Annotated in this window: 17 protein-coding genes; all 17 read left to right on the top strand. The window is 41.7% G+C overall.

The window, feature by feature from the left end; translation table 11 throughout:
* Positions 1 to 89 precede the first annotated feature (89 nt).
* Entirely contained in the window at positions 90 to 938 is an 849-nt protein-coding gene (locus tag NYE23_RS03695; RefSeq protein ID WP_341075549.1) for a DegV family protein, read from the top strand.
* 247 nt (positions 939 to 1185) lie between these two features.
* Positions 1186 to 1872 (top strand): HD domain-containing protein, encoded by a 687-nt coding sequence (locus tag NYE23_RS03700; RefSeq protein ID WP_341075551.1) that lies wholly within the window; start codon positions 1186 to 1188, stop codon positions 1870 to 1872.
* On the top strand, positions 1829 to 3709 hold the full coding sequence (locus NYE23_RS03705) for an ABC-F family ATP-binding cassette domain-containing protein (protein ID WP_341075552.1): 1881 nt from the start codon (positions 1829 to 1831) through the stop codon (positions 3707 to 3709). The genes NYE23_RS03700 and NYE23_RS03705 overlap by 44 nt, the downstream gene beginning before the upstream one ends.
* A gap of 124 nt (positions 3710 to 3833) precedes the next feature.
* Positions 3834 to 4970, top strand: coding sequence for a conserved virulence factor C family protein (locus NYE23_RS03710; RefSeq protein ID WP_341075553.1), 1137 nt, complete (start codon positions 3834 to 3836; stop codon positions 4968 to 4970).
* Between the two features lie 265 nt (positions 4971 to 5235).
* Positions 5236 to 6906, top strand: a complete 1671-nt coding sequence (gene ilvD / locus NYE23_RS03715; protein WP_404324498.1) for a dihydroxy-acid dehydratase — start codon at positions 5236 to 5238, stop codon at positions 6904 to 6906.
* Between the two features lie 147 nt (positions 6907 to 7053).
* Complete coding sequence (locus NYE23_RS03720; RefSeq protein ID WP_341075555.1) at positions 7054 to 7488, top strand: BrxA/BrxB family bacilliredoxin; 435 nt, start codon at positions 7054 to 7056, stop codon at positions 7486 to 7488.
* 79 nt (positions 7489 to 7567) lie between these two features.
* Positions 7568 to 8341 (top strand): class I SAM-dependent methyltransferase, encoded by a 774-nt coding sequence (locus NYE23_RS03725; RefSeq protein ID WP_341075557.1) that lies wholly within the window; start codon positions 7568 to 7570, stop codon positions 8339 to 8341.
* Positions 8342 to 8659: 318 nt separating this feature from the next.
* Positions 8660 to 9841, top strand: coding sequence for an LL-diaminopimelate aminotransferase (locus tag NYE23_RS03730; protein WP_341075560.1), 1182 nt, complete (start codon positions 8660 to 8662; stop codon positions 9839 to 9841).
* A gap of 20 nt (positions 9842 to 9861) precedes the next feature.
* On the top strand, positions 9862 to 10449 hold the full coding sequence (locus NYE23_RS03735) for a YpjP family protein (RefSeq protein WP_341075561.1): 588 nt from the start codon (positions 9862 to 9864) through the stop codon (positions 10447 to 10449).
* 110 nt (positions 10450 to 10559) lie between these two features.
* Positions 10560 to 11141, top strand: coding sequence for a TerD family protein (locus tag NYE23_RS03740; protein ID WP_061793869.1), 582 nt, complete (start codon positions 10560 to 10562; stop codon positions 11139 to 11141).
* Positions 11142 to 11227: 86 nt separating this feature from the next.
* Complete coding sequence (locus tag NYE23_RS03745) at positions 11228 to 12007, top strand: TerC family protein (protein WP_048009409.1); 780 nt, start codon at positions 11228 to 11230, stop codon at positions 12005 to 12007.
* 119 nt (positions 12008 to 12126) lie between these two features.
* Positions 12127 to 13338 (top strand): HpcH/HpaI aldolase/citrate lyase family protein, encoded by a 1212-nt coding sequence (locus NYE23_RS03750; RefSeq protein ID WP_341075564.1) that lies wholly within the window; start codon positions 12127 to 12129, stop codon positions 13336 to 13338.
* Complete coding sequence (locus NYE23_RS03755) at positions 13268 to 14641, top strand: phosphoribosyltransferase family protein (protein WP_341075565.1); 1374 nt, start codon at positions 13268 to 13270, stop codon at positions 14639 to 14641. The genes NYE23_RS03750 and NYE23_RS03755 overlap by 71 nt, the downstream gene beginning before the upstream one ends.
* Positions 14634 to 15743: a cysteine protease StiP family protein gene (locus NYE23_RS03760; protein WP_341075567.1), complete on the top strand. Its 1110-nt coding sequence runs from the start codon at positions 14634 to 14636 to the stop codon at positions 15741 to 15743. The genes NYE23_RS03755 and NYE23_RS03760 overlap by 8 nt, the downstream gene beginning before the upstream one ends.
* Positions 15740 to 16537: an HAD family hydrolase gene (locus NYE23_RS03765; RefSeq protein WP_341075568.1), complete on the top strand. Its 798-nt coding sequence runs from the start codon at positions 15740 to 15742 to the stop codon at positions 16535 to 16537. Before NYE23_RS03760 ends, NYE23_RS03765 begins: the two co-directional genes overlap by 4 nt.
* A 534-nt stretch (positions 16538 to 17071) precedes the next feature.
* Complete coding sequence (locus NYE23_RS03770; RefSeq protein ID WP_341075570.1) at positions 17072 to 18715, top strand: YceG family protein; 1644 nt, start codon at positions 17072 to 17074, stop codon at positions 18713 to 18715.
* Between the two features lie 2 nt (positions 18716 to 18717).
* Entirely contained in the window at positions 18718 to 19824 is a 1107-nt protein-coding gene (locus NYE23_RS03775) for a toxic anion resistance protein (protein ID WP_341075572.1), read from the top strand.
* Positions 19825 to 19857: the final 33 nt, after the last annotated feature.

Raw genomic sequence — 19857 nt, forward strand, 5'->3', positions numbered from 1 at the left:
GCTGGGGGAGAAATCTTTCACTTCCAGCCCTTTAAATAGTCTTATTTACATACATACACGTATAAATATCTTAAAAGGGGGCATCTTTAATGGTTAAAATTGCATGGGTAACAGACAGCACGGCTTTTTTAAATAATGAGTTAAGGAACCATCCTGACCTGTACCAGATTCCGATGACAATCATTATGGATGGCAGAGAATATACAGAGGGTGTTGATTTTTCACCTGAAGAACTTTATGCGAGTTTAAAAACCCTGGATACCCCGGCTAAAACTTCCCAGCCATCCATCGGCGCTTTCAGGAATTTATACGAAAATCTGCAGAGGGATTATGACTGCATCATCGCTGTGCTAGTATCGGCAAAGCTCAGCGGGACTGTTTCTTCCAGTGAACAGGCCGCCCAGCTGGTTGATATTCCGGTATACAGCCTGGACTCCAAGATATTATCATATCCTTTAACAAGATTAATCCTTAAAGGGATGGAATTGGCAGAGGCCGGATTGGATAGTAAAGACATTATCAGCGAGCTTAAGACGCTTCGCGATACGGGCGAAACATATGTCCTCATCGGCAGTCTTGAACAGCTTCATCGAAGCGGCAGGATGTCCGGAGTTCAATTTTTCCTGGGAAGCATGCTTAATGTAAAGCCGATTATCTCAGTACATGATGGAGAATTAAGTGTCAGGGAGAAGGCCAGGAGCGAGAGAAAGGCAAAAGATAAGATTGTGAAGCTTCTGAGGAGCGCTCACGAGAGAAACCCGCTGAAGGAAGTATTCATCCTGTACGGTTTGCATCCGGAAGAAGCCGAGCTATGGAAGAAGGAACTTCAGGAAGAATTTACGGGCATTGAATTTGGGTGCTATTCCTTAGGAGCCACCATTGGCGTCCACGCAGGAGAGCATACACTCGGCATCAGCTGGCTGAATGGCCTGGAATAAATTATTATAAGCTCTGGTGCAGGAAATCAAATACTGGTTTTCTGCACTTTTTTTGTCTTTTATTTAAATTGGCGGATTTCGCAAGGTTTTTTGCAAGTTGAATATTATTTACTGTGTTGATTGGAGCGGAAAGCGGGCAGCCTGGAGTGGAAATCAACGGGCAACGTTGAAAGGGAACTCCCTTGCTATCGTTTCTTTTTGACACTAATGTTAAAATGGACAGTGGAGTTTGAAAGCGGGTGAAATAATGAAAGAAAATATAATACATATAACAGAAAAATTTGTCCGGGATACACTCGGGGATGATTCAACCGGGCATGACTGGCATCATATTGAGCGGGTGCGGAAAAATGCCCTTTACATAGCGAAAAGGGAACAAAAAGGAGATCCTTTTTTCATTGAAATGGCAGCCTTGCTTCATGATATACCTGATGCGAAGCTGAACACTTCCAGAGAAGCAGGGGACAGGAAACTGTCGGACTTTCTGCAGGAACTTGAAATCACAGAGGAAGCATTCAGCAGTATTAAGGCAATCATTGATTCAGTTTCCTTTAATGGCGGCTATAACACCAGGATTTTAAGTGAAGAAGCCAAAATAGTCCAGGATGCGGACAGATTGGATGCGATCGGCGCCGTGGGAATTGCTAGAGCATTTGCCTACGGAGGCAAAAAAGGACAGCTGATTTATGATCCTGCCCTTAATATCAGAAGAGAAATGACTGAAGATGAATACCGGAATGGCAGGTCGTCATCCATCAATCATTTTTACGAAAAGCTTTTGAAGCTGAAAGATCTGCTGAATACTGACACTGCTAAGGAAATGGCAGAAGAGCGGCATGAGTTTATGGAACAGTTTCTGCATCAATTTTTTAAAGAATGGAATGGTAAGCATGAAGATGATTTCTGTGGAAAATGTGACAAAAACCTATGGTGAGAAAGAACTTTTTAACAATATATCATTTACAATAGCTGAAAAAGAAAGGGCAGGACTGATCGGTGTAAACGGTACAGGAAAATCCTCCCTGCTGAAAGTGATCGCGGGGGTAGACCTGCCGGACTCAGGAGAAATAGTCAAACCGAGAGATTACACCATTTCATATTCAGCACAGCAGCCTGACCTGAATTATGATTTAACCGTTCTCGAGCAGGTATTTGCAGGAGATGCGCCAATTCTTGTGCTGCAGAGAGAATATGAACAAGCACTGGTGAAGCTTAGCCGGCACCCTGAAGATCCAGCTGTCCAGGAAAGCCTTTTCGAACTTCAAAAAAGAATGGATACACTTAATGCCTGGGAAGTAAATACCGACGCCAAAACGATTCTCACTAAACTGGGCATTGAGGATTTCAGCAGAAAAATCGGTGAGCTTTCAGGAGGACAGAAAAAGCGCGTTGCACTGGCGCAAGCTTTGATCCAGTCACCAGACTTGCTGATTCTTGACGAGCCGACAAATCATCTTGATTTTGAATCGGTAAAATGGCTGGAAGAATATCTGGGCAGATATAGGGGCGCACTTCTTCTAGTGACACATGACCGTTATTTCCTAGACAGGGTTACAAATAAAATGTTTGAGCTTGAGGGCGGAAATCTCTACAGCTATAAAGGGAATTATGCTGCATTCCTTGAAGCCAAGGCGATAAGAGAGGAAAATGAAGCAGCCACTATAGAAAAGCAGAAAAATCTGTTCAGAAGGGAACTTGAGTGGATCAGGAGGGGGGCAAAAGCCCGTACCACGAAACAAAAAGCCAGAATCCAGCGGTTTGAAACCCTTGACAGCCAGCTTGCCTCAGTTAAATCCTCTGAAAAATTGGATATGTCCCTAAGCGGCAGCCGTCTCGGAAAACAGGTATTTGAACTCGAAGCTGCTACAAAAAAGTATGGTTCCCAAACAATTCTGGATCACTTTGATCTTCTCGTAAAACCGGGGGACAGAATAGGGATTATTGGAAGAAATGGGACAGGGAAATCAACGCTCCTTAACATATTGGCAGACAGAATTCCGCTCGACTCGGGTGAGCGCATTATTGGGCAGACAGTAAAAATTGCGTACTATACCCAGGAAAGCGAAGATATGGATGAGAGTAAACGCATGATCGAATACCTCAAAGAAACAGCTGAAGTAGTTGAAACTTCAGATGGAAAAACCATTTCTGCAGCTCAAATGCTGGAGCGTTTCCTTTTTCCTCCGTATACTCATGGCACCCCTATCCGCAAGCTTTCCGGCGGGGAAAAACGGAGGCTTTATCTACTGAAAATCTTAATGTCTGAACCTAATGTTCTTCTTCTTGACGAGCCGACCAATAACCTTGATACCCAAACCCTGACGGTTCTCGAGGATTACCTTGATGATTTTCCCGGCGTAGTCATTACTGTTTCGCATGACCGCTACTTCCTGGATAAAGTGGCTGAGCAGCTGCTTGTGTTAAAAGGAGAGGGCAAAATCGAATCCTACTATGGAAATTACAGTGAATTTCTTGAAAGTGAAAATGCCAAACCGGTTCAGGAAATGGACCATGCCCCTAAAAAAACGAGGGAAACAAAACCGAAAAAGAAGAGAATGAGCTACAAAGAGAAGAAAGAATGGGAAGAAATAGAGGGAAAGATTGAGGCTGCTGAAGCCCGTCTTGAAGTGATTTCCTCAGAAATGGCCAGCATCGGAAGTGACTTTGAAAAGGGCCAGGCCTTAGTAGAAGAAGAAACAAAGCTGAATGAAGAACTTGAATACTTGATTGAGAGATGGAGCTATCTATCAGAAGCAGCAGAAGATGAATAATGTCATGCCCGGGGGAATCTCCGGGTTATTTTTTATAGTTAAAACAGCTAAAATGCCTCGAAATTCTCCTTATGTTAAAATAAAATCAGTTACCAGCGTGAATATATAAAAAAGGGTGATACTTTTGAAAATAAAAGCAATCGAACCAACACCAAGTCCGAATACAATGAAGGTTATTCTTGATGAAGAGCTTCCAATGGGGAAAGCCAATAATTATAAAAAAGATAAAAAAGAAGGAGCTCCAAGGATCATCCTTGATATTCTTGAGATCGAAGGCATAAAAGGGGTTTACCATGTTGCTGATTTCCTGGCAGTAGAAAGAAATGCAAAATATGATTGGAAAGAGCTGCTTCCTCAAGTTCGATCAGCATTTGGCGAGGAAGTGGAGAATGACGGTCCTGAAGAAAACGGCATAGATGAACATTTTGGTGAAGTTCAGGTTTTAGTTCAAATGTATAAAGGAATTCCGATGCAGGTGAAGCTGACTGACGGCACGGAAGAAAAGCGCTTCGGACTTCCTGAAAACTTTATTAATGCCGTTGCAAAAGCTCAGGATCCCGCTGACAATGTTGTCATGGTCCGCAAATGGAAAGAATTTGGAGTCCGCTATGGAGATTTTGACCAAGTTGGCCACGATATTGTAGAGGAATTAATGGCTGCCTATCCGGAAGGAAGACTTCAGACCCTAGTGAAAACGGCTAACAACCCGGATAAAATGGAGGATAAGCATGTGCGTTCTCTTCTAAAACTTTCAGCCGAAGATTTGGATTCACCTGATTGGCGGGAGCGCTATCAAAAACTCGAGCAGATGGATAATCCTGAACTTGAGGACCTGCCTGTTCTTGAAAAAGCACTTAAAGATGAGAAGGCTTCAATTAGGAGACTTGCGACAGTTTATCTTGGAATGATTGAAGATAAAAATGTCCTGCCGCTCCTATACAAAGCATTAAAGGATAAAACGGTTACTGTAAGACGCACAGCAGGAGACTGTTTATCAGACTTGGGGTTTCCAGAAGCAATGGACGCCATGACCGAAGCACTGCAGGATGACAGCAAGCTTGTGCGCTGGCGTGCGGCCATGTTCCTTTACGAAGTGGGAGATGAAAGAGCGCTGCCTGCTCTAAAGGCTGCCGAAGAGGACCCGGAATTCGAAGTCAGCCTGCAGATCAAACTGGCTATTGAGAGGATTGAGCATGGAGAAGAAGCAAAGGGTTCAGTTTGGAAGCAAATGACTGAATCCCGGAATAAAGGTGAGAAATAATTCTAATTAAACCGCTCAGATTTTAGGCTCTGGAGCGGTTTTTTTATTGGAATTGATTAATTTAAAACTTATACGTATTACAGTTTCATTCATTTAAAGCGAAAAATTATATTAAATTTGTAATAATTATTGAAATTATCCGAAAAAGGGTCTATATTGAAAAGAAAATATTTGGGGGGGCAGGAGGTTAGTAATTTATTTCCATAGAATAAGAGATTATGAATCTAAAGTAAAACAGGAGGTACATACTATGACTGGCTCACAGATGAGAAGTGATATGATCAAAAAAGGGACAGACCGGGCTCCGCACCGCAGCCTGCTGCGTGCAGCCGGAGTAAAGGAAGAAGATTTCGGAAAACCATTTATTGCTGTGTGCAATTCCTATATTGATATCGTTCCTGGCCATGTGCATTTGCAGGAATTTGGTAAAATCGTTAAAGAAGCAATCCGTGAAGCAGGCGGCGTTCCATTTGAATTTAATACCATTGGTGTGGATGATGGAATTGCGATGGGCCATATCGGCATGCGCTATTCTCTGCCAAGCCGTGAGATCATTGCAGACTCACTTGAAACAGTTGTTTCTGCTCACTGGTTTGATGGAATGGTCTGTATCCCGAACTGCGATAAAATCACACCCGGAATGATGATGGGGGCATTAAGGGTTAATATTCCAACCCTTTTTGTCAGCGGCGGCCCGATGAAAGCCGGCGTAGATTCAAGCGGAAAGCCATTATCCTTAAGCTCGGTGTTTGAGGGTGTAGGTGCCTTCGAATCCGGCCAAATAGACGAACAAAAGCTCCTGGAAATCGAGCAGGTAGCATGTCCGACATGCGGTTCCTGTTCAGGGATGTTCACTGCGAATTCCATGAACTGCCTTGCAGAAGGACTGGGACTTGCACTGCCAGGCAATGGCACGATTCTGGCTGTATCAGAAGAAAGAAAAGAATTTGTTAAACGTTCAGCCAAGCAGCTGATGGAATTAATCAAGCAAGACATCAAACCGCGCGATATTGTTACCATTGATGCGATTGACAATGCATTTGCCCTGGATATGGCAATGGGCGGGTCAACTAATACAGTTCTTCACACATTGGCGCTTGCTCACGAAGCTGAAATTGAATATCCGATTGAACGAATCAATGAGATCGCCAATCGGGTTCCGCATTTAGCCAAGATCGCTCCTGCATCAGATTATCATATTGAAGATGTTCATAATGCGGGTGGGGTGAGTGCAATTATCAATGAATTGCTTAAAAAGCCGGACGCCCTAAATGGAGACTGTCTGACAGTTACCGGAAAGCCGCTAAGGGAGAATGTAGCAGGCAGTGAGATTTTGGATAAAAATGTAATCCGGACTCTGGAGAATCCGCACTCTGAACGCGGAGGGCTGGCAGTTTTATTTGGGAATCTAGCTCCTGAGGGATCAATTATAAAAGTGGGTGCAGTAGATGAGTCAGTAGGAGGATACCATAGAGGGCCAGCCATCTGCTTTGATTCGCAGGAAGATGCACTATCCGGAATCATTACTGGCAAGGTGCAGGAAGGCCATGTTGTTGTCATTCGTTATGAAGGTCCTAAAGGCGGCCCTGGAATGCCTGAGATGCTTGCACCGACTTCGCAGATAGTCGGCCGTGGCCTGGGTGCAAAGGTCGGCCTGATTACAGATGGCCGTTTCTCGGGTGCTTCCCGCGGCATCAGCATTGGGCACATCTCGCCGGAGGCTGCTGAAGGCGGCCCTATTGCATTTGTGGAAAATGGAGACATCATTGAATTGGATTTGAACAATCGTACAATAAATCTGGAAGTTTCAGATGAAGAATTCGAAAAGCGCAAAGCCAATTGGAAAGGCTTCGAACCAAAGGTTAAAAAAGGGTATCTTGCCCGTTATTCGAAGCTTGTCACCAATGCCAGCACAGGCGGCGTTATGAAAATCTAAATATACTAAAGAAAGCCGGTCTTTTAGGACCGGCTTTCTTTGAATTAGCTGCGTTATGACGAGAACCGGCATAGAAAAATTGCATAAAGATCGTGTGATATAGTATGCTTACTTTACAAAATGCACGTTAAGGAGGAGGCAAATCTTATGTCAATGGCATATGAAGAATATATGAAACAAATGGTGAAGCCGATGCGTGAGGAGCTTGTACAGGCAGGCTTTAAAGAGCTTACGGCTTCAGAAGATGTAGAGAAATTCATGGAAAACCTTGAAGGAACAGCTCTTGTTGTCGTGAATTCAGTTTGTGGCTGTGCCGCTGGTCTTGCCCGTCCTGCAGCAACACAGGCTGTTTTGAGAAGTAAAAAGAAACCGGATCATCTGGTCACGGTTTTTGCAGGACAGGACAAAGAAGCAACAGCCAAAATGCGCGAGTACTTTGATGGATATGAGCCTTCATCACCTTCTATGGCTCTTTTAAGAGGGAAGGAAGTTGTGCACTTCATTCACCGTCATGATATCGAAGATCATTCCATGGAAGCAATCATGGAGAATCTGCTTGCAGCTTTTGAGGCGAATTGCTGAGAATATAAAGCTTAAACCAAAGAGGGTGTCTGCTGGCACCCTTTTTTTATAGCAATTTCAGGGAATCAGGTGAACATAAATGATAATTACGACATCCGGACGCACCAATGAAGCAATGAAAGAAAAAGCAAAAAACATTGCAGAACAATTGGGAGCAGAATACATCGACAGGAATAAAAGGTCTGTAAGAGCGATTCAAAAACAAGTTCCTGAAGACTGCATAGTAGTTGGAAAAGAGCGGATGGAACTTTATCCGATTGGCGAAACTCAGCCGTTCTTCTTTCATCCGAGTTCAGCAATGTTCAGAGTGAAGCGCCTCCTAAAAGGTGAGAGTGACCCTTTTCTTGAGGCTGCCGCTCTAAAAGGAGGCAGCAGTATTCTCGATTGTACTCTTGGTCTGGCCTCTGACAGCATAACAGCCAGTTATGCTGCGGGGAGTAAAGGTAAAGTTACAGGGCTTGAAGGAAACAAATACCTTTCCTTCCTCGTGGCGAATGGGCTCAGGCAGTGGGACTCCGGGCTTGAGAGTATGAATCAGGCTATGGGAAGAATAGATGTTGAAGCATCAATGGCCCTTCCTTATTTAAAAAAACTGCCCCCGGACAGTTTTGATATTGTCTACTTTGATCCTATGTTTGAAGAAGAGATCTTTGAGTCAGAGGGGATTAAAGCTTTAAGGAACTTTGCTGTTTATGAGGATCTGTCAGAGGAAGTTATCTTTCATGCAAAAAGAGCAGCGAGGCAAAGGGTGGTCTTGAAAGATCACTTTAGAAGTTCCAGGTTTGCTCAATATGGCTTCAAAGTAATTGAAAGAAAGTCATCGAAATTTCATTTTGGCATAATTGAAAAATAAGAAAAGGTGCCATTTATACCAGGCACCTTCTTATTTAATCTGCTATGGCCAGATAAACAAAGTAAGCCATCAGTAAAAGACTTGCAATGACGAAGAATACAGACCAATCCATGATAATTTCCCCCTTATTCATTCTTCTGAACTTGAAGAACATGATTTGTATTATTATTCCCCGCTTTGCTGCTTATTAATCCGCTAATTAAGGTATTACTATATTTCTATTGTTCTTTTTGCCGATGCATGAAATCAATTTTAATTTGGATCGAAAAGAAGTATAATAGAAAAATAGAAACGAGATACATAGCGAGGAAGGATACGATGAAATTTCCTATTTCAAAAAGAATGGCATCTTTTACAGAGAGCGTGTTTACGGAATTGGCCCAAATTAAGAATTCGAAACTTTCAGACGGGATTTCGGTGATTGATTTGAGCATTGGCAGTCCTGATTTGCCCCCTCCCGCTTTTGTTATGGAGGAATTGGCAAGAGGAGCTTGTGATCCACAACTATACGGGTACTCGTTAACAGGTACAAATAAGTTTCATGTCGCAGTCAGCGGCTATTATAAACGAAATTTTGAAGTGGATCTCGATCCTGCTTCAGAGGTGCTGCTTTTAATGGGATCCCAGGATGGGCTGGTACATTTGCCGATGGTTCTATGCGATCCGGGAGATTATATCCTTGTTCCTGACCCGGGATACACTGCATATGCTGCAGGTGCAGCAATGGCTGGTGCAGAAATGTACGGAATGCCTTTGAAAAAGGAGAACAGCTTCCTACCTGATTTTAATGAGATCCCTGAAGAAATCCTTGCAAACACAAAATTAATGATCTTAAACTTCCCTGGCAATCCCGTTCCAGCGATGGCAACAGAGGATGTTTTTCTTGAAGCGATCCGGCTTGCAAAAAAATACGGTTTTGCTGTATTGCATGATTTTGCTTATTCGGAGCTTTATTATGACAAGAAGCCTTTGAGTTTTTTGTCTGTAGAAGGAGCCGATGATGTAGGGATTGAAATGAATTCACTATCAAAAAGCTTTAATATGGCTGGCTGCAGGGTGGCATATGCCGCAGGTAATCAGGAGCTTATTGCGCTGCTGGCCAATTTCAAATCCAATTTGGATTATGGGGTATTTCTGCCAGTACAGGCAGCAGCGGTGAAAGCATTGAATGATCAGTCTGGTTTTTTGCAGAACTTGAGAGAGACATATAGAAAAAGAAGAGATGTATTTATAAAAGATCTTGAAACTATCGGCTGGGATATCAGCAGACCTGAGGGGTCTATGTTCTTGTGGGCCGAGGTCCCATCAGGGTACAGCTGCTCAAAAGATTTTGCAATTGACTTAATTAACCGGGCCGGTGTAGTCGTAACTCCTGGAAGTGCATTTGGTACATGGGGTGAGGGATACGTTCGGATTGCTCTTGTACAGCCCGAAGATGTATTGAGGCAAGCTGCCCTTAAAATTGAAGGCAGCGGCATATTTAAAAAAATCCTTGCTTAGGAGAAAGGAAGTGGAAAAACATGCCGAATTGGCTGAGAAAATCCTTTGTTGTACTTGTTACCATTTTAACGTTTGGCCTTGTTACACCTTCTCAGGCATTTCTTTATGAAAATACGAACCAGTTAAAAGCATCCAGAGCTTCTGATGTGGAAAGCTCAGAGAAGGGCGCAGAACTTGCTGAAGAGGAAAATAGTAATTTTGATAAAGAGGACTTTGTCAGGCAAATGCTTACAATAGCTGAGGCACAATCATATGAAAAGTTTGGGACAAAGATTGGCCCTGTTATTGAAGATGAATTTAACGAGGTCATCCTTCCGGAAATTGAGAAAGCCATCCAGGAGGTCGCAGTGCAATTTCCGGAAGAAAGCCTTGCAGAGTTAAAGGTTACAGAAACTCCGGGGGGCGGATTATCGGAAAAAATCTTCCACATTACCAACAGCAGGACTGAGGAAGATGTCATTCGCTTCCATGTAAGAAGGGACCATCCTCCTCAGCAGGGGTACTGGTTTAATTTTCACTATCACACACACCATGATCAATTTCAGGCCCACCATGAACTCGGGTCAATTTACTGGAACAAAAATACTCCGCCAAAATGGATGAGTTAAAATATTGAAATAAACTCTGGAATATGAAAAAATATTTTTATGGATTATGAAACTTTTCATGATTTATACCGTAAATACATTTATTCTACATAATGGAGGTTTGAGTCGAAATGGCAGTAAGCTTATCAAAAGGACAAAAAGTGGACTTAACAAAAACAAATCCAGGAATGAGTAAGGTAATAGTAGGACTTGGATGGGACACGAACAAATATGATGGCGGAAATGACTTTGATTTAGATTCTTCCGTATTTCTGCTTGGAGATACTGGAAAAGTAACTTCTGAAAGCGACTTTGTTTTCTACAACAATACATCAGGTGCTAATGGTTCAGTTGTACATACTGGAGATAACCGTACAGGTGAAGGGGATGGCGATGATGAGCAGGTGAAAATTGACCTGGCTAATGTCCCAGCTAACGTTCAGCGCATTACATTCACAATCACCATCCATGACGGGGAAGCCCGCAATCAGAACTTTGGACAGGTATCAAATGCCTATGCAAGAATTCTGAATGAAGATACAGGTGAAGAATTGATCCGCTATGACCTGGGTGAAGACTTCTCAATTGAAACTGCACTAGTAGTTGGAGAATTATACAGACATAACGGAGAATGGAAATTCAGTGCAATCGGAAGCGGATATCAGGGCGGACTTGCTGCACTGGCAAAAGATTTTGGTTTACAGGTTGGATAAATAAGAGGTATATTTGCTTAATAAGGCTCGGCAATGCCGGGTCTTTTATATGAAAAAGCAGTCATCACCGGGAGGAATAATTTAGAATGGAAATCTTAGAATCTATTATGCATACATATTCCCAGTTCTTTAATTGGGAAATGTGGGTTGAAGCTTTGTCAAAGCCGGAAAGCTGGGCACTGATAGGTACACTTGTAATTCTGGAAGGCCTATTATCTGCTGATAATGCGCTTGTTCTTGCTGTTATGGTAAAGCATCTGCCGGAAAAACAGCGGAAGAAAGCTCTTTTTTACGGTCTTTTAGGTGCTTACTTCTTCAGATTTATTGCTATCGGTATCGGTGTATTTTTAATTGAATTCTGGTATATCAAGGTGTTAGGTGCTGCCTACCTGGCCTGGCTTGCTATTAAGTATTTTATTGATAAGAGGCAAGCTGAAGAGGAAGGCGATGAACATGCAATAGAAGGCATCAATCAAAGAGGATTATTAATTCGCCTTTTCGGTACTTTCTGGGGAACTGTCATTGCAGTTGAATTGATGGATATTGCATTTTCAATCGATAGTATATTGGCTGCGCTTGGAGTCAGCCAGGAAATCTGGGTGCTGTTGATAGGCGGTATGCTTGGTATTATCATGATGCGTGGTGTAGCAGGCGTATTTTTGAAGCTGATTGACAGGGTACCGGAGCTGGAAACCAGCTCATATATTCTGATCCTTCTTATTGCTGCTAAAATGCTTGCGAGTGCTGCTGGTATTCACATCGACCATATTTACTTCTTTATCGTATTGGTTATCGTGTTTGCTGTTACTTTTATTGTACATGCGAGGAATGCAAAAAAAGAAGCTGCAGATCAAGGGTCAAACTAAATATGTAACTGCATAGATCTTGAAAGGGAACAGACACTTGTCCGCTCCCTTTTATTTTTATCTTTTTTGGATGAAAAAGGAAGAAAGTAGTATTTTAGTGAAGGAATGGAGCTGCGAAAATGAGACTATTTTCCGATATTCCGGGTGAAAAAATAAATAAGATGTTTTATAAGAAGCCTGGTTATTTTAATAAGAGATCAGGCCGGGAGCTATTATCATATGCTCTAGGGGCAACTTTATATATGCCGGCGACAAGGCCAAATATTCACCAGGATCTGCTGTCAAAAAAGCATGCTGGCCTTTCATCCATGGTTATATGCCTTGAAGATGCAATTGGTGATGATGAAGTGGAAATGGCGGAAGATCTGCTTTGTTCGGAATTGGAAAATTTGAGTTCAGACCTTGTGAAAGGTCTTTGTGAAGAAGAAGATCTCCCTTTGATCTTCGTGCGAATCAGAAGCTATGAGCAGCTTATGAGACTCAAAAGCAGAATTCCGAATGGAATGCATCTCCTGACGGGCTTTGTCCTGCCTAAGTTTTCACCAGCTGAAGGATGCAAAATTTTAACTGAAATAAAAGAGCTTAATTCTCATGGGTATTGTTTATATGCCATGCCGATTCTGGAGACGAAAGAAATTATTCAGAAAGAAACAAGGCTTGAAGAGTTGATCGGCATAAAGAAAGTGCTGGATCAATATTTTGAGCTGATATTAAATGTAAGAATTGGAGCTACGGATTTTAGCGGACTCTACGGAATACGAAGGAATTCTGATACGACAGTTTACGATATTGCTGTAATTAGAGATTGCATATCAGATATTATTAATATTTTTCTGCGTGCGGACCAGCCGTATGTCATTTCAGGTCCGGTATGGGAGTATTTTTCCTCAAAAGAGCGTCTTCTAAAGCCTCAAATAAGGCAAACACCATTCATGGAACGTCTTGGACAGGATGGACTGAAAATGAGAACGGACTTAATTGATCGGCATATGGATGGTTTAATAAGAGAAATTGCAATGGATATTTCAAATGGCTTAACAGGGAAAACCATTATTCATCCAACCCATATTAGGCCTGTACAGGCATTGAATACGGTAACACTTGAAGAGTACCTGGATGCTCAGAGCATCGCCGGTCAGGCCGGCGGAAAAATAGGGGTTATGAAAAGCAATTATCAAAACAAAATGAATGAAATTAAACCCCATTTATATTGGGCTAAAAAAATATTATTAAAATCAGAAGTATACGGGGTGCTGCAGGATGAGATCACATACATTGACCTACTCAAAAACGAAACATTCAATTCAGATACTCAACTCATTAACCGTTGATATTCACATAACCGAAAACCCTTATGAGCTGCTCCCTGAAGATTTATTTGTCATGGCAGCAAGAATTAACAAGAAAAGATCTTTCTTATTTGTCAGCAAAGTACTCGGGAAGCATATACCGATAGACCCGAAGATCGGACTTCTGACAGGAGAATTGCTCGCCAGCCGTTATATGGAGAAGGTGAAGAAGGTGGAGACCGGAAAGGCCGCAGAGCTTTTATCCGCTATTGAAAACGGTACAGATTTCTTGTACAGCAGTCCTTTTATTGATAAAGACCATAACCCGGTCATTATTGGATTTGCCGAAACAGCAACTGCACTTGGACATGCTTTTTTTCAATCATTTAACCGTGCCGATTACTTTCATACAACAAGGGATCAGCTGGCAAATCAAAAATCAGTCATAACATTTGAAGAAGAACATTCTCATGCTACTTCACACAGATGCTATGCAGATGCAGATCTTTTGAATAATAAAAGAGAGATCATTCTTGTCGATGATGAAATGACTACAGGGAAAACAGCCATTAATATCATCCGCTCTATTCATGAACGCTTTCCCAGAAAAATGTATACTGTCGTCTCCATCCTGGATTGGCGTTCCCCAAAAGATCAGATGCGGTTTGATGATTTGGAAAAAGAGCTGGGCATTATTATTAACAATGTGTCTCTTCTAAAAGGGGAGATCGAAGTTAAAGGGACTCCAGAAGTGAGTAAAAGTCAGTCAGCGGACGAACCATCAGGAAATACTGTACAGATTACCTATATTCATATAAATAAAGAATTTCCTGGATTATTAAACCGGACCAATGAACCATCGGTTACCCTAAATGGTGAAATCAGAAATATTCCCTATTTAAAAGATTCGGGCCGTTTCGGGCTGGATGCAATACGCCAGGCTGGATTAAGTGTGTCATTAGCTGAGATCGGCCAATCCTTATCCCGAAAACGGGATGGAAGAAATACATTATGTCTTGGAACCGGGGAGTTTATGTATATCCCTATGAAGCTTGCCTCTTTAATGGGGGAAGGCGTAAAATTTCACTCAACAACACGCAGCCCCATTTTTGTAAGAAATGATAAAGCCTATGGAGCGAAATACGGCATTTCCTTTCAAAATCCTGAAGACCCTGAAATGGCACAATTTGTTTATAACATTCCAGAAGATTGTTATGAAGAAGTATTCCTGTTTTTTGAAAGAGAACCGGAAAAAGAGTCGCTTATGCCTCTTATAAATCAAATTAAAAAATATATTAAAAATATAAAATTAGTCTACTTTAACGGGGGTGGAAAAAATGAATAAAACAGCAGATAAATTTGGTTCATATAGCAGAGATGATGTTGTCTTTTTACTGAAGGATTTAAGCGGATATTCACTTGAGGGATCCATTGAGCAAAGAGAAAAAAACATTCAGTCCGGTCAGCATTACAGTGAAACACTTCCTATTGAGTATCAGCCGCCTGAAAAGTATCTTTCCCTGTTTTGGGAAACACTTGATGTTTATAAACGGAAAACGGCATTGTCTGCAGGAGCAGTTTCTGAGCAAATTTGGAAGAAAAAAGGCGAAAAAACAGTGCTGGTTTCCCTCGCGAGGGCCGGAACACCTGTTGGAATCCTGATAAAAAGATATCTTTTTGAAGTATATGGTGTCAGTTTGCCGCATTACAGCATTTCCATTATCAGGGACCGCGGGATTGACGAAAATGCGATAAAGCATATTTTAAAGTCACATCCCGGCTGCGAAATTCAATTTGTGGATGGATGGACAGGAAAAGGGGCTATTTCCATTGAATTAACCAAGGCTTGCAGACAATTCCATGAAGCATATGGTGTTCCTCTCGATGATAACTTGGCCGTTCTCGCTGATCCTGGTTACTGCACAACTTTATATGGAACGAGGGAAGACTTTCTGATTCCAAGTGCCTGTCTCAACTCAACTGTTTCAGGATTGGTTAGCAGAACAGTATTAAATAAATCCTTAATTGGGCCGGAAGATTTCCATGGCGCTAAATATTATAGTGAGCTGGAAGAAGCAGATGTTTCAAACCAGTATCTCTCAGCTGTAGCAGAGGGGTTCCCGGCTATTAAGCAGGAAGCTGCTGAACTTGCGAAAAGGATTATGGAAAACCCGGGGGAAGCAAGTTTTAAGGGCATGGAAGAGATTCAGAAAATACAAGAGGAATTTAAGATTGAATCTATTAACTTTGTAAAGCCGGGAGTCGGCGAAACAACCAGAGTTCTTCTGAGAAGGCTTCCATGGAAAATTCTGATGAAAGATCCCCAAAGTCCATATGTTGACCATATTGTCATGCTGGCCAGGGAGCGGGATGTTGAAGTTATCCATTATCCTGATATGAGTTATACCTGCTGCGGATTAATTAAAAAGACTGGAGAAAAATCATGAGGATGTTTGCGTCAGATTTGGACAGGACACTGATCTACTCAAATAAAGCACTTGCTGATTTTGGGCACTCAGGAGAAGATTTAATAGCTGTTGAGAGTAAAGATGACAGGGAAATTGCCTTTATGACACAAGAAGCTCGAAGATTACTGAAGGAAATATCTGCTCAAATGCTCTTTGTGCCTGTTACAACGAGGACTTATGAGCAATATAAGCGTATTTTCATTTTTCAGGATGTCCTTAACATTCCATACACTGTCACATCCAATGGTGCCAATATCCATTATCATGGAAAACCTCTTGAGGAGTGGTCCGTCATAGTCCGAAAGCGGCTGAAGGCAGAGTGTGCTTTGCTTGAGGAAATGATTGACAGATCACAAAGCCTGAAACTGAATGGGAAAATAAAAATGGCTGAAAATCTCTTCTTTTATTATATTCTGGAAGAAAAATTAACAGCAGCATCCAAAAAAGCAATTGCTGGTCTGGCAGAATCCTTTGGATGGAGGATATCCCATCAGGGAAGAAAGCTGTATTTTATGCCAAATCCTATTTGTAAGGGCGAGGCAGTGAAATTCATTCATGAACGTGAAGATATGAAAATGGTATTTGGGGCAGGGGATTCCATGCTTGATCATGACTTTTTAAAGTACTGCGACTATGCATACGTCCCCAGCCACGGAGAACTGGCAGCCGAAAAGTCCATCTCATCTCCGTACTTGATTACTGCTAATATAGGGACAGCGGCAGGGGAAGAAATTCTAAATAATATACTAAATAGTATTAAAGAAAGAGTTTAGTCCGGCTGGTCCCTCAGCCATTTTTTTAAAGCAAAAAATAAACAGATGCAAAAGGTGTAGCTTCCTGTAAAGATTATGCTGCTGATGGGAATAGACTGGTAATTGGCAAAAGAGAAGACGGCAAGGATCATTGACAAGAAGAAGACGTCTATAAATACAAAGGAACTTGAACATAAAGTATTCCTGATTATATCCAGATCATGATCAATCCCCCGATATCTCACTCTTCGAAAAAGCAGCCTCATACTGATTCACCTTCCTCTTACAAAGTACTCCACTTTATGCGGGGACAGGGATAAAGGTGAAAAAGTCCTTTTGAGGTCAATCAGCAATGAAAAATATTGCTGAGATGAAACTTTCTTACTGTTAATTCGTAAAGAAAGTTAACCATTTTAGAAAAAGGCTGTATTCCTATGATATGATGGTAATAAGTTTACATATTTTTGTCCCGTGCCATTATCCGGGATCTGAAACGCAATTTTTGAATGAAATGATAAGAATGCATCTTTCGCTCATAGAGGGAAGGGATAACTATTGAACTTGTCGTACAGTCAAATTAAAACTCACATCTTAAAGGTTACATTTGAGAACTGGAGCTCTCAGCTAACAAAGCCTAATCATGAACGTGAAGGTTACAGAGAGGAACAGCAAACGCTGCATGTTGGCCAAATTGTTGCCAGATTTCTTGGAGTTCCCCTCGATGAAGATGAATATTATAATCGTCTCTTTGATCTCATTCACACAGAGAATGCAGGCCTTCTCCTGCTCAGTGAAGAACATCTGGATAAAACCATTGATAACCAGCAGTTTCAGGCGATACAAAAAGTCCTCAATATTAACCGGGAACAGAATTTATCCATAAACCGATTTGCTGCTTTTCTTGATGGCGAACAGCTGCTGCTCAAATCTTCCTCACCTTCCCTGCACAGGAAAATAAGAGAAGCGATGATCAGTATGCTGAGCCTTTTTTCTGAAAAGGAAACAGGCGGCTTAAAAAACCAGGATATAAGAAGAGTGCTTGTTGATGTGATTAAGTGGTCCGCTAATCATTTTGGCACAGAACTTAAAGAAATTGACCCTAAATTGGGTATGCCAAAAGTCCTTTGGTACGGGAACGGGAAAAAGAGTCATTATTACTTTTTGTTCTACTTAATCCAAATCGGGTGCGATATTCTTTATTTTTCTCCTTCAGGAGAAGACCTTTTTGCAGAGATGGGTCAGGAAGTACGGGATTCTTTTGTACATCATTATCCTGAAAAGAACAAGCCTGAACCTTTCCCGCAGGAAAAGAGAAGAAGGACTGCTACAGTCGCCTATAGGGCATCCAGGGAAATAGAAACCATCCTTAACCATGAGGGTTCAGGCCTTTATAAACCCTGGCAGCTTAGGGAGTATACTCCTTCTTCTGTGACCTTGAAAACTACTTATGATGAACTTTTTATTTTAATTAAAGAGAAAGCCATGATCCGCCCAAACTTTGAGGTGAAAGATGGAAGAGTCATGATACCGTCCATTTTTTCAAAGATCCAGGGAGTCAGCAGGAATCGCAAGGAATACTGGGATCGAATACAAACGATCAGCCAATATGAAGAAAGTCTGCTGATAAGGAGATTTCCTTTTACAAACAGCGTCAACAATGATTTTCGGTTCCATTACCGCAATGCACTGGACAGGGAAGGGAAGCTTGACCCTGAAAAAATCATTACAGGGCATTATTGGAGGTATCAGCAGCTTCCCGGCGGCCTTCAAAATGGAATTGCAAAGGCCATTAGAAATATGTGTGAACGTCCGCGATTAAAGCTGCTGCCGGGTGAATCGGATGAAGAATTGAAGATTTATCTGTTTAGCCAAAGCCTGCAAATTCCGCCGAGCATTGTAAAGTTAATGCAGCAATTTGATTACTCGCAGGAAGTTCCTAAGATTATCCTCTATAACAACGAGCTGAACGGGACGATGGTAAGATCTGATGCCGCACTCCTTTTGCTGCTTAATCAGTTTGGGATAGATATTGTACTGTATAATCCGCCTGGCCATAACGACATTGAAAATTTCATTGAGGAAGATTTATATGATGTTCATTGGCTTGAGGATGTTGTTTTTGAACAGGAATTTAAGGAGCCATCCTTTCTAAAAAAAGTTCTCTTTCAAGGATTATTAAAAAATTTAAAGGGTGATTGAAAATGAATCCGACCAAATCAACAGAACTAAATTTAACAGCCCAGCTGCAGGATGATAAATTAACCGAAAATAACGTTTCAGAAATTAAGCTTGCTTTAAGGCAGGAGCCTGAGGTGCAAAATCTGGCCAGGTCCATTGATGAGAAGGACCAAATACAAATACTTGAATTCGGCAAAGAGCCTGCTGTCCAGATTTCACGCTTCTCTGACCAGATATTGAGCAACATGAGAACAACGAAGGTAGAAGATTCAGGTGAACTTTTAAAGCAGCTCGGCAGAATTATGGACAAATTTGACAAGAAGGATTTCCAACAGGGACCAAAAGGCATCTTTGGCAAGCTTTTCAAGCGCGGAGAAAAAATGATTGAGAAGCTTTTCGGAAAATACCAGACAATGGGTGCGGAAATTGATAAAGTGTATGTTGAAATTTCCAAATACCAAAGTGAAATGGTCGATTCCACAACCATGCTTGAACAAATGTATGAGCAAAATTATCAGTACTATCTGACGCTTGAAAAGTATGCTGTTGCAGGACAAATGAAAGCCGATGATTTAAAAGCCAATCAGCTTCCACAGCTGGAAGCGCGGGCGGCTCAGGGGGATCAGATGGCTTCAATGCAGCTTGATACGTTAAGAAATGCCGTCGATTTACTCGAGCAAAGAGTTTATGATCTTGAAATGGCTAAAATGGTTGCCCTTCAGACTGCACCGCAAATCCGGCTGCTTCAGAGAGGGAATACCAAGCTTATCGGCAAGATTAATTCTGCATTTGTAACCACTATTCCAATTTTTAAAAACGGTCTGATTCAGGCAGTTGCAGCCAAAAGACAAAAGCTTGTTGCTGATTCAATGAGCGAGCTGGACAGACGGACAAATGAGATGCTGGTGCGCAATGCCCAGAACATTTCAAACCAAAGTGCTGATATTGCAAGATTGGCAGGCGGTCCAAGTATTAAGATTGAAACGATTGAGGAATCCTGGAATATCATCATGAAAGGTATGCAGGAGACTAAATCAATAGAAGAAGAAAACAAGCGTCTGCGTGAAGAAGGATCCAGGAGACTGGAACAGCTGCAGGACAATTTTAAAAAAATGAAGCAGCAGGGTTAGGAAGCTGCTCATTTTAAAATATAATATAAATTA

Origin of the sequence: Cytobacillus sp. FSL H8-0458 (assembly GCF_038002165.1) — a bacterium.
GTDB lineage: Bacteria > Bacillota > Bacilli > Bacillales > Cytobacillaceae > Cytobacillus.